This window comes from Nocardioides humilatus (genome assembly GCF_008373755.1).
Classification (GTDB): Bacteria; Actinomycetota; Actinomycetes; order Propionibacteriales; family Nocardioidaceae; genus Nocardioides; species Nocardioides humilatus.
Genome location: NZ_VUJV01000213.1, coordinates 1 through 336, shown reverse-complemented (window position 1 = coordinate 336; position 336 = coordinate 1). Strand labels below are relative to the sequence as shown.

Below are 336 nucleotides of genomic sequence, written 5' to 3'. Positions count from 1 at the left end.
TTTGCATTCAATTCGTGCCCGCTACGCCGCATTCCTCAGCGCTATGTGATCGGCACCTCCACCAGAATTTCACTCGGCAACTTCAAACTGCCAAAACACTTCAATGATGATTACTTCAAGAAGAATAAGAAGTGCGTCAAACGTACAGTCAAACGCAAAGAGGGTGATGACATCTTTGCCACAAAAAAAGAGAAATACGTTCCATCTGAGCAGCGCAAAACCGATCAGAAGACAGTCGACGAGGCTGTGATCAAAGCCATCGGAGCCCGTCCCGACAAGAAGGTGCTCCGCGGATACCTCAAGGCGGCCTTCGGACTCCGCTCGAGCCAATATCCC

Annotated in this window: 1 protein-coding gene; it reads left to right on the top strand. The window is 50.3% G+C overall.

Features of this window, described 5'->3' with window-relative positions; all coding sequences use genetic code 11:
- Positions 1-336: hypothetical protein (locus tag F0U44_RS24495; protein WP_149730656.1), on the top strand; the 336-nt coding region annotated here is incomplete at both ends.